15 protein-coding genes are annotated in these 16,382 nt (G+C 63.5%); 10 read left to right on the top strand and 5 right to left on the bottom strand.

Annotated features, from left to right (window positions below):
* Positions 1-126 precede the first annotated feature (126 nt).
* A complete protein-coding gene (locus V7E26_RS08275; protein WP_324414957.1) occupies positions 127-747 on the top strand; it encodes an FkbM family methyltransferase in 621 nt (206 codons plus the stop codon).
* Positions 731-2,068 carry a hypothetical protein gene (locus V7E26_RS08280; protein WP_324414958.1) on the top strand — a complete coding sequence of 446 codons (1,338 nt, stop codon included), beginning with the start codon at positions 731-733 and terminating at the stop codon, positions 2,066-2,068. Before V7E26_RS08275 ends, V7E26_RS08280 begins: the two co-directional genes overlap by 17 nt.
* 5 nt (positions 2,069-2,073) lie before the next feature.
* Here the strand turns inward: V7E26_RS08280 and V7E26_RS08285 are convergent, their stop codons facing one another.
* Complete coding sequence (locus V7E26_RS08285; protein ID WP_324414959.1) at positions 2,074-2,595, bottom strand: c-type cytochrome; 522 nt, start codon at positions 2,593-2,595, stop codon at positions 2,074-2,076.
* 166 nt (positions 2,596-2,761) lie between these two features.
* Here V7E26_RS08285 and V7E26_RS08290 point away from each other — a divergent pair, with 166 nt between their 5' ends.
* Positions 2,762-4,474, top strand: a complete 1,713-nt coding sequence (locus tag V7E26_RS08290; protein ID WP_324414960.1) for a sulfatase-like hydrolase/transferase — start codon at positions 2,762-2,764, stop codon at positions 4,472-4,474.
* A gap of 76 nt (positions 4,475-4,550) precedes the next feature.
* On the opposite strand, the gene V7E26_RS08295 is transcribed toward V7E26_RS08290, so the two are convergent.
* A complete protein-coding gene (locus V7E26_RS08295; RefSeq protein WP_324414961.1) occupies positions 4,551-5,507 on the bottom strand; it encodes a LysR family transcriptional regulator in 957 nt (318 codons plus the stop codon).
* Positions 5,508-5,564: 57 nt separating this feature from the next.
* Between V7E26_RS08295 and V7E26_RS08300 the strand changes: the two genes are divergently transcribed.
* From V7E26_RS08300 to cbbX, 7 genes are all read left to right on the top strand, one after another.
* A complete protein-coding gene (locus tag V7E26_RS08300) occupies positions 5,565-6,698 on the top strand; it encodes a class 1 fructose-bisphosphatase (protein WP_324414962.1) in 1,134 nt (377 codons plus the stop codon).
* A gap of 9 nt (positions 6,699-6,707) precedes the next feature.
* Complete coding sequence (locus tag V7E26_RS08305) at positions 6,708-7,583, top strand: phosphoribulokinase (protein ID WP_324414963.1); 876 nt, start codon at positions 6,708-6,710, stop codon at positions 7,581-7,583.
* On the top strand, positions 7,580-9,622 hold the full coding sequence (gene tkt / locus V7E26_RS08310) for a transketolase (protein WP_324414964.1): 2,043 nt from the start codon (positions 7,580-7,582) through the stop codon (positions 9,620-9,622). The genes V7E26_RS08305 and tkt overlap by 4 nt, the downstream gene beginning before the upstream one ends.
* 12 nt (positions 9,623-9,634) lie before the next feature.
* On the top strand, positions 9,635-10,717 hold the full coding sequence (gene fba, locus V7E26_RS08315; RefSeq protein WP_324414965.1) for a class II fructose-bisphosphate aldolase: 1,083 nt from the start codon (positions 9,635-9,637) through the stop codon (positions 10,715-10,717).
* 28 nt (positions 10,718-10,745) lie between these two features.
* The gene (locus V7E26_RS08320; RefSeq protein ID WP_324414966.1) at positions 10,746-12,206 is read left to right on the top strand and encodes a form I ribulose bisphosphate carboxylase large subunit; all 1,461 of its coding nucleotides are present in this window, start codon (positions 10,746-10,748) and stop codon (positions 12,204-12,206) included.
* A gap of 22 nt (positions 12,207-12,228) precedes the next feature.
* Positions 12,229-12,657 carry a ribulose bisphosphate carboxylase small subunit gene (locus V7E26_RS08325; protein ID WP_324414967.1) on the top strand — a complete coding sequence of 143 codons (429 nt, stop codon included), beginning with the start codon at positions 12,229-12,231 and terminating at the stop codon, positions 12,655-12,657.
* A 93-nt stretch (positions 12,658-12,750) separates the two neighbouring features.
* Complete coding sequence (gene cbbX / locus V7E26_RS08330) at positions 12,751-13,668, top strand: CbbX protein (RefSeq protein WP_324414968.1); 918 nt, start codon at positions 12,751-12,753, stop codon at positions 13,666-13,668.
* Between the two features lie 117 nt (positions 13,669-13,785).
* Here cbbX and V7E26_RS08335 read toward each other — a convergent pair whose 3' ends face one another.
* From V7E26_RS08335 to V7E26_RS08345, 3 genes are read right to left on the bottom strand one after another with little or no spacing between them, the layout of a single operon-like run.
* On the bottom strand, positions 13,786-14,490 hold the full coding sequence (locus V7E26_RS08335; protein WP_324414969.1) for a DUF1045 domain-containing protein: 705 nt from the start codon (positions 14,488-14,490) through the stop codon (positions 13,786-13,788).
* Between the two features lie 21 nt (positions 14,491-14,511).
* Positions 14,512-15,702: an alpha-D-ribose 1-methylphosphonate 5-triphosphate diphosphatase gene (locus V7E26_RS08340; RefSeq protein ID WP_324414970.1), complete on the bottom strand. Its 1,191-nt coding sequence runs from the start codon at positions 15,700-15,702 to the stop codon at positions 14,512-14,514.
* Positions 15,699-16,364: a transferase hexapeptide repeat family protein gene (locus tag V7E26_RS08345; protein WP_324415023.1), complete on the bottom strand. Its 666-nt coding sequence runs from the start codon at positions 16,362-16,364 to the stop codon at positions 15,699-15,701. The genes V7E26_RS08340 and V7E26_RS08345 overlap by 4 nt, the downstream gene beginning before the upstream one ends.
* Positions 16,365-16,382 lie beyond the last annotated feature (18 nt).

Raw genomic sequence — 16,382 nt, forward strand, 5'->3', positions numbered from 1 at the left:
CCGATGCTTCGCTCGATCCGGACAGCGCGCGCCACGCTCAGGTCCCTGCGCATCTATTATGGAGACCGCCAGCGCGCCGCGGCGATGGACCGCCTCCATGGAAATTTTGTTCGATCCGGAGACCTGGTGCTCGATGTCGGCGCGCATGTCGGCGACCGCGTTGCCTCTTTTCGCCGGCTGGGCGCCCGCGTCGTCGCGGTCGAACCGCAGCGGGCGATGCTGCGCGCGCTGCGGCTGCTCTATGGCCGCGACCGGCTGGTGACGATCGAACCGGTCGCGGTTGGGGGACAGCCGGGCAAGGCGCGGATGCTGATCAACTCCGACAATCCGACGGTATCGTCGGTCTCGTCGGCGTTCGTTGCGGCCGCGGAGGGCGCGCCGGGATGGGAGACCCAGCGCTGGAGCGAGTTCGCCGAGGTCGAGGTCACGACGCTGGATGCGCTGATTGCAAGGCACGGCGTTCCCACGTTCATCAAGATCGACGTGGAAGGGTTTGAGGCGGAAGCGCTGTCCGGCCTGTCGCAGGCGGTGCGCGCGCTGTCGTTCGAATTCACCACCATCCAGCCGGACATAGCGATGGCCTGCATCGAGCAATGCGCCGCGATGGGCTATGTCCGGTTCAACGCCGCGCTCGGGGAAAGCCAGGCGATGGTCGGCGAATGGGTCGGCGCGAAGGAAATCGCGCGCTGGCTCAGCGCGCTGCCGCAAGCCGCAAACTCGGGTGACATCTATGCCGTGGCAGCCTGAGGGCGCGCCGTCGCGCCCGCGTCTCCTGATGGCATCCGTTGCCATGCTGCTCGCGATCGGTTTCGCCCTGACGCTGGCGATCTTCTATCCCGGCGTGATGACCTTCGATTCCAGGTACCTTCATGAATACGCCATGAAGGGAACGATGGGCGACTGGCAGTCGCCGGTCATGGTCTGGCTGTGGGCCCTGATCGATCCGATTATCTCCGGCGCCGGCAGCATGTTCCTGCTGATCGCCACGACCTATTGGCTGGGGTTTGGGCTGCTTTCGCTCACGCTGGCGTCCCGCGGCGGGAACGTCGCGCTGCTGCTGCCGCTGCTGGCCATGACGCCGCCGTCGCTGGCGCTGGCCGGTGTGATCTGGCGCGACGTCCTTTTCGCAGCGTGCTGGCTGCTCGCGGCATCGGTCACGTTCGCGGTCGACGAGCGGCAATCATGGATCAGGTTGGCGGGGCAGGCACTCGGGCTGGCGCTGGTCGTCTTCGGCGTCCTGCTGCGGCCGAACGCCTTGCTGGCGGCGCCGATACTCGCTGCCTACACGATCTGGCTGTCGCGCACGTCGCTACGAAGGGCGACTATCCTCTATATTCCTGCGGTGCTCGTCTTCTTCGGCGCCGTGCAATTCGTCTATTACGGCATGCTGGGTGCGAAGCGCGAGCATCCGCTGCAGACGGTCATGATCTTCGATCTCGGCGGCATCAGCCATTTCGCCAAAGCGAACCAGTTTCCGGTCGAGTGGAGCGAGGCGGAAAACGCGATGCTGCTCGAAAAGTGCTACCAGCCGACGATGTGGGATATCTATTGGCGGCTCGAGCCCTGCGATTTCGTGATGCGAAAGGTCGAGCGCGAAAAAGGCCTGTTCGGCACGTCGGCGATCTCAAAAGCGTGGCTGGCGGCGATCCTGCATCACCCCGTCGCATGGCTGCAGCACCGCTCGGCCTTCATGTGGAATTTTCTCGCCGGCGATAATCTGGCGATGTGGACGGCTGATATCGAAAACCCGGGAAAGGACGTCTTTGCGGATCGCGCCGCGTTCGGCTCGCTTCGTGCGGCGCTTGATGCGCTGAAGCCGACGCCGTTGCTGCGCGCCGGCTTCTGGCTGCTGGCCTGCATCGTCCTGTGCGGTATCGGCAGGAACAGGGCGCCCCGCGAGGCCGCATTTGTGTTTGCCGCCTGCGGCTCGGCAGCCGTCTATGTCCTCACCTTCTACGGCGTCGGCGTGGCGTCCGATTTTCGCTATGGCTACTGGGCCGTACTGGCGGCAATGGCAGGAGGCGTCGTGCTGCTGGCCGGTGAGGGCGGCAGGTCCAAGAAAGGCTAGCCGTCTTACTGCTTCGGTTCCGCCCCGGCGGTCCAGCTCTTGTAGTCGGCTTCGGAAACCGTGGGCAGCTTCTTGACGAAGGCCGCGATCGACCAGATCTCGTCGTCCTTGACGCCGGCCAGTTCGAAGCTCGGCATGCCCGTCATGTTGATGCCGTTCTTGATGATCCAGAACACCTCGGCAGGGGAAAGATCGCCGACGACCTTTTTCAGGTCAGGCGGATCGGGGTGCAGTCCTTCCGAAAATTTCAGCCACATCACCCCGGGCGCGCCGTGGCAGTTGGCGCAGCCGTTGCTGGCATAGGCCCTGGCGCCGGCCTGTACCAGGGTGTTGTCGCCGAATGAAGCGGGCGGACTGTCGGTGGCGTGGCGATTGACGGATGCGGTCCTGACCTTGGTCAGGGCCCAGGTCACCGCGGCGGGATCTTCCGCCGTCCCCGCGACGCTGTAGTAGCCGCCAAAGAAAAACACGGCACAGCCGATGCCGAACACGATCGCGAGTGCACCGATCGTTGCAAGGAAGCGCATGCGAGCCCTCCGTCCGTCTGCGTCCGCCGCCGGATCAGAATTTACGACCCGGAAGTGGAATAGCAACCCGCCAGAAAGGTTGCATAATTCAGACGATAGTGGACCAAATGACGCGCGACCTTGTGATCAAAATTCAATGATTGAAGCCGGGGGCCGGTGGCGCTCGATGACCATGTTTCGCACTGCACCAAGCGTCACGCTTGGCGGCGGCTTCACGAAGATTTGGGGCACCCGGCTCGCCGCGCTTGCCCCGGCAATTGTGCTGCATGCGGCAGGGCTGATCCTTCTGGTCACGACCGAGCGAAGCGTTATCGGCGCGGCTGTCTTCCTGCTCGCCTGGATCATGCTGAATTGCCTATGCCTGGCGCTGATACGCCGGCCGACCGTCGCGGCACTGATCTCGCTCGAACTGCTGCTCACGCTGACGCTGCTGTCCCGCTTCAAGTTCGACAAGCTCTGGATGACGGTCGATTTCGTCGACGTGATGATCATCGATCGCGACACCACGGCCTTTCTACTCGCGATATTCCCCTCGCTGCGCTGGTGGATCGCACTGGCGGCAGCGGTGACCGTCGTCGCGATCGCTATCGGCTGGCGGCTCGACCGCCATCGCATCGGCCTGCGCCAGAGCCTCGCCGGCTTCGCGGCATCGGCCACGGCGCTGGTGGCCGTCTCGCTGCTCTGGCCGACCGGCCTGACCGAAGATTTTGAGGATCGCAGCTACGTCTCCAAATTTGCTCGCACGGGCGCTGAAGCTGTTCATGAACTGATGACGCGCGGATATCTCGACGCCGCTGCGGGCCCGGCCGAGCATCCCGCAGCCGCGGCCGTCACGGCCTGCCGTCCGGCGCGGAAGCTGCCGCACATCATCCTGCTGCATGACGAATCGAGCTTCGATCTTTCCGCGGTATCCGCGGTCAAGGTGCCGGCCGGCTATAGCAGGCATTTCGAGTCGTTCGACGGCAAGTCGCGCAAGCTGCGCGTGGAGGGCGTTGGAGGCCCAAGCTGGTTCACCGAATTCAACGTGCTCACCGGCCTCTCGGTCCGTTCCTTCGGCCGTTTCGCGACGTCGGTCACGCGGATCGCCGCAGGGCACGTCTATCGCGGATTGCCGCGAAGGCTGTCGGACTGCGGCTACCAGACCTTCAGCCTCTATCCGTTCTACGGCTCCTTCATCGGATCGCGCGCCTTCCAGATCACGGCAGGCATCGCGCATTACCTTGACATGCACGACCTCGGCACGGCCGACTTCGAACCCGATATTTTCTACTACGACCGTGCCATCGACCTGATCGCCCGCGAGCGCAACAGCGGCCCGCTCTTCCTCTATGTCTACACGGTCGCCAATCATTTCCCGTGGGACAAGCGGCTGCGTCCGGAACTGACGCCCGACTGGCGCGCGCTCGGCAACCCGCCCGACGTCGAGGAATATATTCGCCGCCAGTCGATGTCCGCACAGGACTACAGGCAGTTGCTGGAGCGATTGGCGAAGGAATTCCCGACGGAAGCCTTCCTCATCATCCGCTACGGCGATCACCAGCCTCAGTTTGCGCCGCGACTGCTCGACCCTTCATTGAAAATGGCAGCGCCTGCCAAACGCACGGAAGGCGCCGATCCGCGCTATCTCACGACATACTACGCGATCGATGCCGTAAACTTCACGCCTGTTGACGTGACCCCGGCCATCGACGGTCTCGATGCATCCTATCTACCGCTGGTGGCGCTTCAGGCTGCAGGAGTTCCGCTTGACGCAAGCTTTTCCGCGCAACGCGCGATCATGCAGAGGTGCGGCGGATATTTTCATGGCTGCCAGGAGGGCACGGAAGCAAGACGTTTCAACCGGCTGCTGATCGATGCTGGATTGATAAGGGGGCTGTAGCTGTCCGATTGAAATCAGATTGTATCCAACAATGCTCCGGCAAGGACGTCGCGACATAGATTACGCAGGGTCGATCTCAATGGCGCGGCGCAACTTGTCGCCGCCGCGTGCCCCTTGCCGGCAAATATCTGGAACCTTCGGATCCAAGAAATTCCAGCATCGCCTGGGCAGCCGGCAGCAGAACTTTGTCGGATCGCCGGATCGCATGCCAGTGCCGCATCACGGGCAGCCCTTCCAGCCTGATGGCAACGAGTCTTCCCTCGTCCAGTTCGTGCGACACGGTGTGTTGGGAGATGAACGCAATACCGAGGCCGGCAATCACCGACTGCTTGATGGTCTCGTTGCTGTCTGCTTCCAGGCCGATCTTGGGCTGCAGCCCGTGCTTCTCGAAGAAGCGCTCCATCAACATGCGCGTACCTGATCCGCTTTCGCGGCTGATGAAGGTCTCGTTGCTCAAGTCCGGCGCTGAGCATCTGCGCCGCTTCGACAAGGGATGGCTCGCGGGAGCCACGATGATGTGAGGATGCTCGCCGAGCGGTCGCATCTCCACCTCCAGGTCGACGGGCGGCTGCCCCATGATCGCGATGTCCAGATCATATCCGCGCAGCGCTGCGTGGATATCCTGGCGGTTTCCGATCTTCAACGAAACATCGATCTTCGGGAAGCGCTGCGAGAATGCCGCGATGACGAACGGCACGAAATATTTCGCCGTGCTGACCGCGCCGATCGACACCCGCCCGCCGGTGCGGCCGGCGATCATGTCGAGCGCCTGCTCGCAGTCGAGCAACGCAAGCTCGACGCGTTCGGCGAGCGCCAGCACGGTTCGACCGACGTCGGTCAGCGCCATTCCATTGCCGGTCCGCTGAATCAGCGGCAGGCCGGCCAGCGCCTGCAAGTTGCGGAGCTGGAGGGTTACCGCAGGTTGGGTGAGGGCGAGGCGGTTGGCGGCTGAAGTGATTGACCCGGTTGCCTGAACCGTGGCGAGCGCGCGCAACTGGCGGATCGTCAGATCCCGCGCAAAGCGGCCTGTCATCGGGATCTCCCATAAATTTTACTTTGGTGAGATCAAAGATATTGAAATTTCCCTTATTTGGCAATTCGCGTGTTGATGTCGGCGCGGCGGGTTTTCGCCGCTTCGAGCGGTCGGCTCCGTCAAGAGAGCGTCGACCGTCAAGGGAGGACCCGCGTGGAGCTACGCTCGACCTTGCACGCCTGCCTTGACCGAGATGCGGCCGACGATGTGCATCGTGCGGCAACCACCGCTGTGATCCTCGCACTCGCCAACGCCGCCATCGAGTTGTCCGATGTGATCGCGGCCGGACCGCTGATGCAAGTCGCCGGTCGCGACGCGGGCATCAATGCGGACGGTGACCGGCAGACCAAGATAGATGTGTTCGCCGACGCGCTGTTTTTGGCAGCTTTGCGGAATGCGCCCGTCGCCGCCGTATTGTCCGAGGAAGGCGACCTGCCGGTTGCTCTGACCAATGACGCGCCGCTCTGTGTTGCCATCGATCCGCTCGACGGATCGGCCAATATCGAGAACAACATTCCCGTCGGCACGATCTTCTCGCTCCGACCCCGCGGCTGCGACGCACTTTCGACGTTCTTCGAGCCTGGCACGGCGCAATGCGCCGCCGGATTCTTCATTTACGGTCCGCAGACGCTGCTTGTGCTGGCCATCGACCGTCGCGTCGACGTCTACGGGCTCGACCGGAAACGCAGGGAATTCGTGCGGATCCGGCAGGGTGTCGGTGTGCCGGTGGATGCGACGGAGTACGCCATCAACGCCTCCAACCGCCGGCACTGGAGCAGCGCCGTTCGCACCTATGTCGACGATTGCGTAGCCGGTTCGACCGGCGAACGCGGGCGCGACTTCAACATGCGCTGGATCGGCTCGCTGGTTGCTGAAGCCTACCGGATCCTGATGCGCGGCGGCGTCTTCCTTTATCCGGCGGACGTTCGGCCCGGCTGCCGGGAAGGACGCCTTCGTCTGCTCTACGAAGCGCATCCGATCGCCCTGATCATGGAGTGGGCAAGTGGATCGGCCAGCAGCGGCCGGGCGCGAATTCTCGAACTGTCGGCGCGCATGCCGCATCAGCGGGTGCCGCTGATCATGGGATCGCCTCGCCTGGTGCGGGACATCGAAGCCGTCCACGAGGGTGTCGAGCCATTGTTCGAAAGCGGTGACGCGCCCCTGTTCGCGCGCCGCGGCCTGTTCCGCTGAGAGGTCGATATGTCGCGCCGGCATCCCATCATATCGATCACCGGCTCGTCCGGCGCCGGAACGACCTCGGTGAAGAAGACGTTCGAGACCATCTTCCGCCGCGAGAATGTGTCAGCCGCCTTCGTCGAAGGCGACGCTTTCCATCGATACGACCGGGCGGAAATGCGCGGCCAGATGGTCGAGGAAGCCGAGCGCGGCAACAGGCACTTCAGCCATTTCAGCCCCGAGACCAATTTGTTCGAAGAACTGGAAAGGCTGTTCCGTGACTACAGCGAGTCCGGCACCGGCACCACGCGACACTATGTGCACGACGAGGAAGAGGCGGCGCTGTATGGCGGCCCGCCCGGAACCTTTACCGCATGGATGCCGCTGCCGGAGAACTCCGACCTCCTGTTCTATGAAGGCCTGCACGGCGCCGTCGTTACCGACAGGGTCAACGTCGCAAAATACGCCGATCTGAAGATCGGCGTCGTGCCCGTGATCAATCTGGAATGGATTCAAAAGCTGCACCGGGACCGCAAGGACCGCGGCTATTCGACCGAGGCGGTTACCGACACGATCCTGCGCCGAATGCCAGATTATGTGAACTACATCTGCCCGCAATTCGCCGAGACCGACATCAACTTCCAGCGCGTGCCGACGGTCGACACCTCGAATCCCTTTATCGCGCGCTGGATTCCGACGCCCGACGAATCGATGGTGGTGATCCGCCTGAAGAATCCGCGCGGCATCGATTTCCCCTACCTGCTGTCGATGATTCCACACAGTTTCATGTCGCGGCCGAATTCGATCGTGATCCACGGCGCGAAGCTCGATCTCGCGATGCAGCTCATTCTCACTCCACTGATCCTGCAACTCATGGAAAGAAAGAGGCGCACGATATGAATGCATTGGCATTTCCTTCCGTTGCCGATCCCGAGGTCTCTCACACGGAGATGGCCAATGCGATTCGCTTCCTGGCGATCGATGCCGTGGAGCGCGCCAGGTCCGGACATCCGGGCATGCCGATGGGCATGGCCGACGTGGCAACCGTGCTGTTCTCCCGGTTCCTGAAATTCGATGCGGCTGATCCCAACTGGCCCGACCGCGATCGCTTCGTCCTGTCGGCGGGCCACGGCTCGATGCTGCTCTATGCGCTGCTCCATCTGACCGGCCACGAGGGCGTCACGATCGAGCAGCTCAAGGCGTTCAGGCAATGGGGCTCGAAGACACCAGGTCATCCCGAATACGGCCATACGCCCGGCGTCGAGACGACCACCGGACCGCTCGGGCAGGGGGTAGCGACCGCCGTCGGCATGGCGCTTGCCGAACGGCTGATGAATGCGCGATTCGGCGACGACCTGGTGGATCATTTCACTTACGTCATCGCCGGGGATGGCTGCCTGATGGAGGGCGTCAGCCACGAAGCGATCTCGCTAGCCGGACATCTCGGTCTTGGCCGGCTGATCGTGCTGTTTGACGACAACCAGATTTCGATCGACGGCGCCACGTCGCTGTCGTGCTCGGACGACCAGCTTGCGCGATTCAAGGCCTCGGGCTGGGATGTCTGCCGTATCGATGGCCACGATCCGCAGGCCGTCGAGGAAGCGATCGCACAGGCGCGCGCCAGTGCGCGTCCGTCGCTGATCGCCTGCCGCACGGTGATCGGCTTTGGCGCCCCCAACCGGCAGGGCAGCGAAAAGGCGCATGGCGCGCCGCTCGGAGCGGAGGAGGTCGCTGCAACCCGATCGGCGCTCGGCTGGTCGCACGAGCCGTTCCACGTGCCAGCGCCGGTTCTTGCGAAATGGCTGTCAGCGGGATCGCGCGGCGGCGCAGCACGCCGGGCCTGGATCGCTCGCTCGCGTCATGCCTGCACCAACGGTCGCTCGCCGTTTCACGACGCACTGAACAGGAAGCTGCCGTGCAGCTATTCGGATGCGATCGAGGCGTTACGCGTTCGCCTGGCCGACGAGCGTCCGAATATTGCGACGCGACAGGCGTCGCAACGGGTCGTGGATGTCATCGCGCAAGTGCTGCCCAACCTGCTCGGAGGCTCCGCGGACTTGACTCACTCCAACCTGACCAAGGCCAAATCGCAAACGGAGATCGGCCCGGGGAGGTTTGGCGGCAGTTACGTGCATTACGGCGTTCGGGAGCATGGCATGGCTGCGGCGATGAACGGGATCGCGCTGCATGGCGGCTTCATACCCTATGGCGGCACATTCCTCACGTTTGCCGACTACAGCCGGCCGGCAATTCGCCTGGCAGCATTGATGGGCGTGCGCGTCGTTCACGTGATGACCCACGATTCGATCGGCCTTGGCGAGGACGGGCCGACGCATCAGCCGGTCGAGCATCTGGCGGCGCTTCGTGCCATTCCCAACCTCCTGGTGTTCCGGCCGGCTGACCCGATCGAGACGGCGGAAGCATGGGACTGCGCGCTGCGCTCCGAAACGTCGCCGTCGGTGCTCTGTCTATCGCGGCAGGCGGTGCCGGTGTTTCGCGAACATGCCGCCGGGGTAAATCGCGTCGCAAGGGGCGCCTATGTCGCGGCAGAACCCATGGGCTCGCGGGACGTTACGCTGATAGCCACCGGAACGGAGGTGTCGATCGCGCTCGAAGCTGCGAAGTTGCTGATGGAGCGTGGTATCGCCACCGCGGTCGTCTCCGCGCCCTGCTTCGAACTGTTCCGTCAACAGTCGCGCGACTATCAACTCGACGTCTTGGGCAAGGCGCCGCGCATCGGCATCGAAGCCGCAGTCGAAGGCGATTGGGCGAGATGGCTCGGTGATACCGGCGAATTCGTCGGCATGAAGGGGTTCGGTGCCTCGGCCCCTGCCGAGACGCTGTACCGGGAGTTCGGCATTACGCCCACGGCGGTTGCGGAGGTTGCCAAACGAGCGGTCGAACGGGCGCAGCATTCGCGCGCCATGCGTGCTTGCTGAACGGAGGCAGCGATGGCGAAGATTACACTGCGGCAGTTGCTCGATGATGCAGCCGAACGAGGTTACGGCGTGCCTGCATTCAACATCAACAACATGGAACAGGGACTTGCGATCATGGAGGCAGCCGCGGCGGTCGACGCTCCTGTCATCATGCAGGCCTCGCGCGGCGCGAGGGGCTATGCGGGCGACATCATGCTGAGCCGGATGATTGACGCGTTGACTGAAATGTACCCACAGATCCCGCTCTGCCTGCATCAGGATCACGGCAACGAAGAGGCCACTTGTGCAACCGCGATCCAGCACGGCTTTACATCGGTGATGATGGACGGCTCGCTGAAGGCCGACGCCATGACGGTCGCCGATTACGACTACAACGTCGGCATCACGCGCAGCGTCGCAACGATGGCGCACTGGATCGGCGCATCCGTCGAAGGGGAGCTTGGCGTGCTGGGCTCGCTCGAACATGGAGCAGGCGAGAAGGAAGACGGGCACGGCGCGGAAGGCGAGATCGGCCATGACCAGTTGCTGACCGATCCGGACCAGGCGGTCGACTTCGTGCGCGCCACCAAGGTGGACGCGCTGGCGATCGCGATGGGCACGTCGCACGGCGCCTACAAGTTCACCCGCAAACCGGACGGTGAAATCCTGGCGATGCGGGTGGTCGAGGAAATACATCGCAGATTACCCGACACGCACCTCGTCATGCACGGCTCGTCGTCGGTGCCACAGGCCTTGCAAGACATGTTCAACGCGTTTGGCGGTGAGATGCCGCAGACCTGGGGTGTTCCCGTCGAGGAAATAGCGCGCGGCATCAAGCACGGTGTTCGCAAGGTCAATATCGACACCGACTGCCGGCTGGCCATGACGGCCGTGTTCCGCAAGGTCTCGACGCAAGCTCGAGGCGAGTTCGATCCGCGCAAATTCCTCAAACCGGCCATGGATGCGATGCGCGAGCTTTGTCGCGAGCGCTTCGAGCAGTTCGGTACGGCGGGCAATGCTTCGCGGATCAAGGTGATACCGCTCGCCGAAATGGCCAAGCGTTACCGCTCCGGTGCGCTGGACCCCGAATTCAAGAACATGACCGCAGCAGCCTGACGGGCCGCCACACCGAAAGGAGACCGCAATGAACGACCAGTCGATTACCGTACGTGGCAAGGATCGCTACAAATCCGGCGTCATGGAATACAAGCGCATGGGCTATTGGGAGCCGGACTACACGCCGAAGGATACGGATGTCATTGCCTTGTTTCGTGTGACGCCGCAGGACGGCGTCGATCCGACCGAGGCCTGCGCTGCGGTCGCCGGCGAATCCTCCACGGCGACCTGGACGGTGGTGTGGACCGACCGCTTGACGGCGGCGGAAAAATACCGGGCGAAATGCTACCGCGTCGAGCCGGTTCCGAACTCGCCAGGCAGCTACTTCGCCTACATTGCCTATGATCTTGACCTGTTCGAGCCAGGCTCGATCGCCAATCTTACGGCATCGATCATCGGCAACGTGTTCGGCTTCAAGCCGCTCAAGGCGTTGCGCCTTGAAGACATGCGATTGCCGATCGCCTATGTGAAGACGTTCCAGGGACCGGCGACCGGTATCGTGGTCGAGCGCGAACGTCTCGACAAGTTCGGCCGGCCATTGCTCGGCGCAACGGTGAAGCCAAAGCTCGGCCTGTCCGGCCGGAACTATGGTCGTGTGGTGTACGAAGCGCTGAAGGGTGGGCTCGATTTCTGCAAGGACGACGAGAACATCAACTCGCAGCCTTTCATGCACTGGCGCGATCGCTTCCTGTACTGCATGGAAGGCGTCAACCGCGCGCAGGCCGCGACCGGAGAGATCAAGGGCACTTATCTGAACGTGACCGCAGCGACCATGGAGGATATGTACGAACGTGCCGATCTTGCCAAGCAGCTCGGTTCGGTCATCATCATGATCGATCTGGTGATCGGCTACACCGCCATCCAGTCGATGGCCAAGTGGGCGCGGCGCAACGACATGATCCTGCATCTGCATCGTGCGGGCCACTCGACCTACACGCGTCAGCGCCTGCACGGCGTTTCGTTCCGCGTCATCGCCAAATGGATGCGCCTCGCCGGCGTCGACCACATCCACGCCGGCACCGTGGTCGGCAAGCTCGAGGGCGACCCGGCAACCACGCGGGGCTACTACGACATCTGCCGCGAGGACTTCAATCCCATGACGCTCGAACACGGTGTGTTCTTCGATCAGCAGTGGGCGAGCATCAACAGGCTGATGCCGGTGGCCTCGGGCGGCATCCACGCCGGCCAGATGCACCAATTGCTCGATCATCTCGGCGAGGACGTCGTGCTGCAGTTCGGCGGCGGAACCATCGGTCATCCCGGGGGAATCCAGGCCGGCGCCACCGCCAACCGCGTCGCGCTGGAGGCGATGATCCTCGCGCGCAACGAAGGCCGCGACTACGTCCACGAGGGGCCCGAAATTCTCGCCAAGGCCGCCCAGACCTGCACGCCATTGCGCGACGCGCTGGAGGTCTGGAAGGACGTGACGTTCAATTACGAGTCGACCGACTCGCCTGACTTTGTCCCGACCGCAACGCCTGCGATGTGACGAAAGCAAGAGGAGAACCACGATGCGAGTGACCCAGGGTTGCTTTTCCTTCCTTCCCGATCTGACCGACGACCAGATCACCGCACAAGTCCAGTATTGCCTGGAGAAGGGGTGGGCGGTGAATATCGAGTTCACGGACGACCCGCACCCGCGCAACACCTACTGGGAGATGTGGGGGTTGCCGATGTTCGACCTGCGCGATGCCGCCGGTATCATGAACGAACTGGCCGAGTGTCGGCGGGTTTATGGCGACCGTTATATCCGCATGAGCGGATTCGATTCCTCGCCTGGCTGGGAGTCGGTGCGCATCTCCTTCATCGTCAACCGGCCGAAGGACGAACCCGGATTCCGGCTCGAGCGGCAGGAAACGGACGGCCGCAGCATTCGCTATACGACGAAAGCCTATTCGGTCGATCGGCCGGAAGGATCGCGTTATGCGGAGGAGGCGTGATCGGGGCGATCCCGCGCACAGGACCGATGTAACGGGCAGGCTCTGACGGGTGGGCTTATGAATCAAGTTTCGCGACAGCAAACGGCGAGCATGATGGAAGCCACGGCCGAGCCGCCGATTTCATCCATCGACTTGCGCAAGGAGTTCGAGTCGGTTGCGATTGCGCCGGTGCTGGAGCAACTCGACAGGGAACTGATCGGCCTTGTGCCGGTGAAGACCCGGATTCGCGAGATTGCATCGCTGCTGCTGGTTGAGCGCATTCGGCAGAAGATGGCTCTGGCGACCACGTTTCCGACGCTGCACATGTCATTCACGGGCAATCCCGGAACCGGCAAGACCACCGTTGCGATGCGGATGGCCGGAATCCTGCACAAGCTCGGCTTCGTTCGCCGCGGTCACGTCATCAACGTCACCCGCGACGATCTCGTCGGTCAATACATCGGCCACACCGCACCCAAGACCAAGGAGATCCTGAAGAAGGCGATGGGCGGCGTACTGTTCATCGACGAGGCCTATTATCTCTATCGTCCGGAGAACGAGCGGGACTATGGGCAGGAGTCGATCGAAATTCTTCTGCAAATCATGGAATCGCAGCGCGAAGACCTGGTCGTCATCCTTGCCGGCTATGGCGACCGGATGGAGAAATTCTTCCAGAGCAATCCGGGCTTTCGCTCCCGGATCGCGCATCACATCGACTTCCCGGACTATTCCGATCCCGAATTGCTGGCGATTGCCGAGTTGATGCTGCAGGAGCAGAACTACCGTTTCTCCGCGGAGGCGCGCGACGCCTTTGTCCGATACATCGCCATGCGCAAGACGCAACCGCTGTTCTCGAATGCCCGTTCGATCCGCAATGCGCTGGACCGCATCCGGCTTCGCCAGGCCAACCGGCTGGTGTCGAACCTCGACCGCATTCTCACCGGCGACGACGTCATGTCGATCGAGGCAGGCGATGTGCTGGCGAGCCGGGTATTTTCCGGCGGCGCGGATGGTGGGGCGAAGGCGACATGAACTTGAGCGTGCCGGCAGTGCGACTTGATCGCACCAAAGCCGTCCCGTTGCGGACAGCCACGCTCATCTTCGATGTCGGCGGCACGCCGGTGGAACGGAGGAAGTGTCACCCGGAGCTCACGGAGCCGCGCTCTTGAGCGGCCAATCGCCGATGACACGAAATCGCCGCTCGGGTCCGTCCTGGCGAAACAGCGCGATGCGATCGACAGCCAAATCACGCACGCCGCTGTCCCGGAAGCGGTCCCGCAACATTTCGAGAACGTCGGGCGCGTGTCCGGCATCGAGCCGGCCGGTGAGCGTCATGTGAAAGCGAAACTCCTCGAAGACGTAGGGATAGCCCCAGCGTTCGAGGTAGTCGCGCTGGCGCGGCGTCAGCTTCGATGGATTGCGCCGGGCGCGACCGTGTTCGGTGAGTGGGGCGCGGAACAGATCGAAATCGCTGACACAGTCTGCTGCAAGGCGTTCGAGGTCGGCCGACACGGCGGCAGGCACGAGCGCGATAAAGCCGCTGATGATGTCGACGACGGGCTTGATCACCGGAATTGCGCGTGGCGTGGCGGCGAACGTCGCGCAGGCCGCGATCAGTTCGTCCTCGCTCTTGCCCGGCGCCAGCGCCATCGGCGGCTTCAAGGTGGCATGGAAGCCGTATTTGCGCGGATCGGCCGTCATCTCGCGCCATTCGCCCGGCAGCTTCATCCCGGAGGGGAAGGGCACATCGACGCCGCGATAGGCGTCGTAGCCGATCAGCTCTGAGCCAAAGCGGTCGAGAACGCTGCCGGGTTCGGCTGCGAAGTAAATCGCGTAGCGGGGATAGTTCGTCATCGGCCGGACTTTAGAGGGGCCTCAGGCCGCTGCAACCGCCCTGCGCGACGCCGGGGCATGCATCAGACGGCTGCCGTCCGCCAGGTGCGCGAGCTTGCCACCGGCGATGACAGCGACAATGCGCGGGCGCAGCGGTACTTCGTCGTCCACCAGGATGAGGTCGGCGCGACGTTCGGCGGCCAGCCTGCCGCGATCGGCAAGGCCCGCGGCCTGTGCCGGCGCCGCTGAAATCAACTGCCAGGCCTGCGCCAGCGGCAGGACGCCGTCGGCCGCCAGGCGGAAGGCCGCAAGCAGGGGCGCGGGATAGTAATAGTCGGACGCCAGCACGCTGCAGAGGCCCTTCTCGATCATTTCGGAGGCCCTGGTCCAGCCGGTATGGCTGCCGCCGCGCACGACGTTGGGTGCGCCAAATACGATGAAGTCGCCGGCTGCGGCCGCTTCGCGCGCGGTCGCCTCGTTGACGGGAAACTCGGCGATCGCGACGCCCTGCGCACGGTAGGCCTTTCGCATCTCGGGGCTCTCGTCGTCATGGGAGAGCATTTTCGTGCCGGCCGCCCGCGCCACTTCGGCCAGCCGCGAAATAGAGGCAGGCACCTCGTGGCCGCGCGCAACGACGCGCTGAACCAGGTCATCGAATGCCACGCTGGTCAGCCCGGTGCGCTCGACCATGCGGTTTCGCTTCAGCGGCTTGGCCAGGCTCGCCACCGTCGACTCCATGTGATCATTGAAGGCGAACAGGTCGATGCGGCCGTCCGACAGCCATTGCCCGATTTCGCCTTCCGCATCGAGATTGTAGGTCTCTTGGCGGAGGTGGAAGCGGGTGTCCGCCGCGAGCTTCGGCCTCAAGCTCTCGATTGCCTCGAGCAGCAGCCGCGCATTCTCGCCGCTGCGCAGTCCCGGCTCCCACGACCAGGTCGTGGCGTGAAAGACGGTGGTGATGCCGTTCATGATGGCCTGGCGGTCACTGTCGGCGAGCGCGACATCGACCGGGAAGTCGACGCCGGGGCGGGGCATCATCTGCCGCTCGAAGGCATCGCCATGGATATCGACGATACCAGGCAATACCAGCAACCCGCGCGCGTCGATGCCGACGGCGCTGCGTCCCTGGTTGCTGCCGATGGTGCCGATGTCGCGGCCCGCGATCGGCAGCGAGGTTTCGACGAATTCTTCGCCCAGCAGGGCCTGGCCACCTTCAACGAGAATGTCGGTCACGATGTCGCACTTTGCGGTTTGCTGTGAATAAGTCCGGCGGAGGCCGGCTCGTACTTGTCGAGGAAATCCTCGACGGCGAGCGTTCTGAAGTCGGGCAATGCCCGGCGCAGCGTCTCGTGGTCCCAGTCCCACCAGGCGAGGGCGGTGAGACGGTCCGCGATGGCTTCCGGAAACCGGCGCCTGATCGGGCGCGCCGGATTGCCGCCGACGATGGTGTAGGCCGGCACATTCCTGGTGACGATCGCGCCGGCTGCGACAACCGCGCCGGTGCCGATGCCGCGGCCCGGCAGCACGACCGCGCCGTGGCCGATCCAGACGTCATGGCCGATATCGACGTGATGGCTGCGCCGCCATGCGAAGAATTCGGCCTCGTCGTCTTCGCCGGGGAAATACGCGCTCGCACGATAGGTGAAGTGCGCCTGCGAGGCGCGATGCATCGGGTGATTGCCGGGATTGATCCGCGTCATGGCGGCGATCGAGCAGAATTTTCCAATCGTCGTGTAGGTGATCTGGGCGTCGTTCACGACGTAGGAGTAATCCCCCATCGTGACCTCGAGCAGGACGGTGCGCGGCTCGACTTCGGTGTAAGCGCCGAGCTTGCAGTCGCGCAACGACGCGGTGGGATTGATGGTCGGTTGAACTGAAAGCTGCTTGCCGGCCATCCAGAGTTCCAATGCGGT

Origin of the sequence: Bradyrhizobium sp., from assembly GCF_036735945.1 — a bacterium.
In the GTDB taxonomy this organism is placed as follows: Bacteria; Pseudomonadota; Alphaproteobacteria; order Rhizobiales; family Xanthobacteraceae; genus Bradyrhizobium.